We start from the raw sequence: 4,662 nt of genomic DNA on the forward strand, positions 1-4,662 counted from the left end.
TAAGATGTTGGTGGCTCATTTTGGGTCTGATTTGTTTTTGTTAATGATCAGACAGTACCTGATGAGCCTTTCTTTGTCAACTCTTGAGGTTGATGCGTTTCATTTTTGAATTGGCGTAGTCTTTTTTGGAGAGGTTGCCAAAAATCTTTTTTAATGGGAGGTTGATAACTGGCATCAAGATGATTGCTTTTGTTTTTGAGTATTAACCAAGCTTCACTGATATCTACTGTCCACCCGACTTTTGCTGCCGCTAGTCCCATAATACTGCCTTCGCCACTGTGCATTCCTTTCATTTCTAAATAGAGTGCTATCCTCCCCCAAAAATGCAAAAACTCTTGCTCTTTCCCTCCATCTCTAGTGACTATAAATAAAGACTCTCCAATCCAATTTACTTGTTCACTCGGAATTCCTAGTTTTTCAGAAACCCTAATTAAATTAGGTAAATCTCGAGGACGATATTTTTTATTATGCTCAACCATACTTTGATGATAACCAACGATACCTGGAGTAAAATCAAGATTGTCCGATAATGATTCTATTAGTCTTGTATCCGCATCGACAAAAATAGCTGTCGGAAATAACTTTAAACTTTTTTCTAGAACAAAGCGTTTATCATTATAACAATGTAAAATTCCTTTTTGAGTATGTTTAAAAGCGATAACATTGGGACTATTATCAAAATACTGAGGGGCATCAGTTCCCACCACTAGACTGCCCCCAGGGGCGTATTTTTGTAAATCTTCAGCCAGAGTTTTAGTTAATTTTTGATACTTTTCTCTTAGGGCTAAAGTGCAAAAACAATAATTTGCTGTCGGTTCGGAAGAATTGCTCATAGATTAGTAATATCTGGAATTTTTGCCCTCAGTATATCAGCTTTCTACATTTTCGGGACAATTTCCTCTAAGGCCGCTTCTAGATTAGGATAACGATAGTCAAAACCGATCGCTTGGGTGGCTTTTGGCAGCACTTCTTGACCTTCTAAGACGATTTTTGCCCCTTCTCCCAAGAGAATTTCGAGGGCAAAATCCGGCACTGGCAACCAAGAAGGACGCTTCATTACTTCCCCTAATATCTGACAGAATTCTTTCATCCGGACGGGATTGGGTGCAGTAGCATTGAACGTGCCGCTAATTTCTGGGCGATCAAGACAATAGATAATTAAATTAATTAAATCATCCCGATGAATCCAAGAAAACCACTGACGACCGCTGCCAATCGGTCCGCCGGCAAAAAGCTTGAAGGGTGGGATCATTTTCCCTAAAGCACCCCCATTGTCTAAAACAATACCCGTGCGAAGAATGACTAAACGAGTGCCGTAATCTTTAACTTTTTGGGCGGCTGTTTCCCACTTTTTACAGACATCCGCCAGAAAATCGCCACCGGGAGGGCTGTTTTCGTCAAAACTAGCGGTTTCGCTGGTTCCATAGTAACCGATCGCCGATGAGTTAATTAAAACTTTCGGTTTCTGGGCAGCAATTGCGATCGCCTCGACAATTTTCTCGGTGCCGATTTCCCGACTAGCGACGATTGCTCGTTTTGCTTCCCAGGTCCAGCGTTCCGAAATCGGTTCTCCCGCTAGATTAATCACCGCGTCACATCCGGAAATCTCTTTTTGCCAATCCCCCGATTCTGTGGCGATATAAGGAATAATCTCTATCTTAGGATAGATTGACTTTGGGTAAATTCTCCTGGCTTTATCGGGATTGCGAGTCAAAATTAGGATGTCATCGCTGCGATCAAGGAGTTTGACCACCAATAGACTCCCCACAAATCCCGTCGCCCCAGTAATCGCTATTTTCATGGTTTCTTGACTAAATTTATCCTTATTTTAGCTGGTTTTTAACTATCAGAATTCAGGAGTTGAGAGTTGGGGTTTTAGGGTTTTAGGGTTTTAGGGTTTTAGTTGAAATTTCCCCATTCCCCTATCTCCCCATCACCCTATCTCCCCATTCCCCTATCTCCCCATTCCTCCATCACCCCACACCCGACTTCTCACTTATCCTGATACCCCATCCCGTTGGCTGCCGCATAACGATTCATAAAGCGCAGAAAACGCTCCCAGTGTTCATCGGTGATTTCAAAACCACATTCTACCCGTTGAATTTCATCTCCTTCATCTCCTCCAAAAATAAACTTAGTCGAGTTGGGAATAACTATAATCACTCCTTCCTCATCGGTGAGACGGAGATCGCCGTAGGTACGGGTGGTGAAACTTTGGAAACGTTCGATCGCTTTCAGGGTTTTAAAAGTCATCAGGACATTGCGAATCCCGGTATTTTTATTTTTGCGGAGACTAACACCGCTTAATTCTTCTGATAAACCGACAAAAAACTCGATCGTGGGAGTGGTCATAGGTGTGGGTATAAAATTTTAGTTATTGATTTTCTCTTAATTACTTTTGAAGGGAAAAAGTAGTTCATGATTACTAATAAAGTAACCATGAACCGAAAAACAAGCTATTCCGCTTCTCCACCTTGGATTTTGAGGAGGAGAAAACCCCAAGCTAATCCGACGAGGACGAGAACGATCGCCACGATCGGCCCATTAAATAACATACTTTCTGCGGTCATGGTGATTGCTCCTGAGCCTACAATAATCGATCATATAGATAAGTGGCATTTTAACCTACGAAGGCGATCGACTGCTGCCAGACTGGGGCAAAATTGAAGGAGAAAATCGGCCAATAACTTTGAGAATTTTCCTAGTATATACGTTCTAGCAATCCTGCCCCTCTCCTCAAGGAAGGATGCTCACCCCCAGGCTAGATGTTTTTAATACTATCTTTATATTTTTTGTCGCCACTTTGTGTTAGTGTCTTATCTGCTTAATTCTTCACTTATACTAGGAAAATTAAGTATTGATAACTATTGATGATGACTGGTAAAAAATCATTTATGCTCAAGATCAAGTTAATACTATTTTTAGGTTTGTTGCTGCTGAGTTGTCAATCGACTAATCTCAATGGTAATAATAGTTCGATGGCTCAGATTACGACTGAGAATCAAGGGCAAATATTACCGATCACGGCCAAAGCAGATATTAATGGTGAGATAATTGAGTTAGAAGTGGCTCAAACCCCCGAACAACAGGCCAAGGGTTTAATGTATCGCTCGTCTTTGGAGAAAAATCGCGGTATGCTATTTCCCTTTGCACAACCTCTGATGGCCGGGTTTTGGATGAAAAATGTCTCGATTCCTCTAGACATGATTTTTCTAAAAGATGGTATAGTAAAAGCAGTTTTGCTCAATGTCCCCCCTTGTGCGGTGCATCCTTGTCCTGTCTATGGTCCAAACACCATGGTTAATCAAGTGATCGAACTAGCTGGGGGTCGAGCGAAAGAATTAGGAGTGAAAGAAGGAGATAAAATTAAGATTGAGTTTATCTCAAGACCTTAATTTTTGAAAATGGTGTTAACTTTCTTATAAAAAGTGTCCCTTGTCTGGAAGTATAAGTATGGCTGTTATAAGCTATTACGCATTTATACTGTTTAAGATATGACTATATCGATTAGGATTTTTATAGTCTATCAAGTCATAGATTGAATAATCTTTACTCTTGCTATAGATTAAACAGAGACAAAGTTCTGCTAGACCTAACGGGACTATCTTAAGAGAGCCAGCGATTTTTAGGAAAGCACACTCTATCATCTAGATAGCTTAGATACAAAAAAACGGTCTCAGGACTAACTGTCCTTGAAACCGATCAGGTCGTGTTTTATTGAAATTACTAGATATACTATTGAGGAAAAAGTCCCCCTATGTCCACGATTGCCTATTCCCAATTCCGACAATTTCTACAAGAGGAATTGTCCCTTCCCCAAGAATCGATCGCTATGGCCGAGCGATCGATCCAATCTGATAAAATTCATTTACCGATGATTCTCTGGCAGTACGGTTTAGTGACCTTGGAACAATTAGATAAAATTTATGATTTTCTCGAAGAGGTGGTCTAATCTTACTATTGGTAACTATTGACAAGGAGAATAATTGCCATGGCTGCGCATAGTTTCTGGCACAATTTGAAAATTCCCATCTTAAAAACTACCAATCATCACTTGAGAAGTGGGTTTAAATAACCCACTTTTTTAATAGCTATACAATTGAGAATTATCGATTAACTGCTCAGTCCATGAAACCCCATGACCAATTTGCCAAAAATTACCTTGAACAATTACTTTCTCCCTTGGGAACCGTCGAAATCAGCAAAGAAGTCAGCGACGAAACTCGACAGATAGATGTATTTTTTTCCCCCAATCCCGAACCCAACCGCGATTATCTGGGATTATTAGGCAGAATTGTCCTTAATACTGTCCTGATTGAACCCTATCGCAATCCTCCCAACCGTAGCGAGATTCGTAATTGTTTAGCGAAACTTTTGACGATTTTAGCCGAACTGCAAAGACAAGCTAAACGGGAAAATCAGAGTTACAATGAAGACAATGCCCCTCGTTTGTGGATTTTATCCCCTTCGGCTGGTATCACTGTTTTAGAAGGATTTGGGGCAAAATTAGACCCAGAGTGGCCAGAAGGAGTCTATTTTCTTCCCTTGCTTTATCGCACGGCAATTATCGCTATTAATCAATTGCCTGTGACTGCTGAGACTCTTTGGTTAAGATTATTAGGACGGGGAAAAACGCAAAACCAAGCGGTGCGAGAATTGTTA

Annotated in this window: 6 protein-coding genes and 1 pseudogene; 3 read left to right on the forward strand and 4 right to left on the reverse strand. The window is 40.7% G+C overall.

Annotated features, from left to right (window positions below):
* Positions 1–47: 47 nt before the first annotated feature.
* The 4 genes from EWV60_RS12430 to petM all read right to left on the reverse strand — a co-directional run bounded on the left by EWV60_RS12430 (position 48) and on the right by petM (position 2,570).
* The gene (locus EWV60_RS12430) at positions 48–833 is read right to left on the reverse strand and encodes a hypothetical protein (protein ID WP_287232555.1); all 786 of its coding nucleotides are present in this window, start codon (positions 831–833) and stop codon (positions 48–50) included.
* Positions 834–877: 44 nt separating this feature from the next.
* The gene (gene thyD, locus EWV60_RS12435) at positions 878–1,801 is read right to left on the reverse strand and encodes a thylakoid membrane protein ThyD (protein ID WP_287232557.1); all 924 of its coding nucleotides are present in this window, start codon (positions 1,799–1,801) and stop codon (positions 878–880) included.
* A gap of 191 nt (positions 1,802–1,992) precedes the next feature.
* Positions 1,993–2,352 (reverse strand): photosystem II reaction center protein Psb28, encoded by a 360-nt coding sequence (psb28, locus tag EWV60_RS12440; protein ID WP_002777305.1) that lies wholly within the window; start codon positions 2,350–2,352, stop codon positions 1,993–1,995.
* Between the two features lie 104 nt (positions 2,353–2,456).
* Positions 2,457–2,570, reverse strand: coding sequence for a cytochrome b6-f complex subunit PetM (petM, locus tag EWV60_RS12445; RefSeq protein ID WP_002731506.1), 114 nt, complete (start codon positions 2,568–2,570; stop codon positions 2,457–2,459).
* Between the two features lie 303 nt (positions 2,571–2,873).
* On the opposite strand from petM, the gene EWV60_RS12450 reads away from it, so the two are divergent.
* The 3 genes and pseudogenes from EWV60_RS12450 to EWV60_RS12460 form a co-directional block, all read left to right on the forward strand.
* On the forward strand, positions 2,874–3,395 hold the full coding sequence (locus EWV60_RS12450; RefSeq protein WP_080601747.1) for a DUF192 domain-containing protein: 522 nt from the start codon (positions 2,874–2,876) through the stop codon (positions 3,393–3,395).
* Positions 3,396–3,757: 362 nt separating this feature from the next.
* On the forward strand, positions 3,758–3,952 hold the full coding sequence (locus EWV60_RS12455) for a DUF2949 domain-containing protein (RefSeq protein ID WP_002732568.1): 195 nt from the start codon (positions 3,758–3,760) through the stop codon (positions 3,950–3,952).
* A gap of 176 nt (positions 3,953–4,128) precedes the next feature.
* Positions 4,129–4,662, forward strand: a pseudogene (locus EWV60_RS12460) (flagellar assembly protein H); the annotation flags it as partial.

This window comes from Microcystis sp. Msp_OC_L_20101000_S702, from assembly GCF_007095705.1.
Classification (GTDB): domain Bacteria; phylum Cyanobacteriota; class Cyanobacteriia; order Cyanobacteriales; family Microcystaceae; genus Microcystis; species Microcystis ichthyoblabe_A.

Excerpts from the sequence above, each read along its gene's own strand:
- EWV60_RS12455 (WP_002732568.1), top strand. The coding sequence starts at position 3,758 with ATGTCCACGATTGCCTATTCCCAATTCCGACAATTTCTACAAGAGGAA.
- EWV60_RS12430 (WP_287232555.1), bottom strand. The coding sequence starts at position 833 with ATGAGCAATTCTTCCGAACCGACAGCAAATTATTGTTTTTGCACTTTA.
- petM (WP_002731506.1), bottom strand. The coding sequence starts at position 2,570 with ATGACCGCAGAAAGTATGTTATTTAATGGGCCGATCGTGGCGATCGTT.
- psb28 (WP_002777305.1), bottom strand. The coding sequence starts at position 2,352 with ATGACCACTCCCACGATCGAGTTTTTTGTCGGTTTATCAGAAGAATTA.
- EWV60_RS12450 (WP_080601747.1), top strand. The coding sequence starts at position 2,874 with ATGACTGGTAAAAAATCATTTATGCTCAAGATCAAGTTAATACTATTT.
- thyD (WP_287232557.1), bottom strand. The coding sequence starts at position 1,801 with ATGAAAATAGCGATTACTGGGGCGACGGGATTTGTGGGGAGTCTATTG.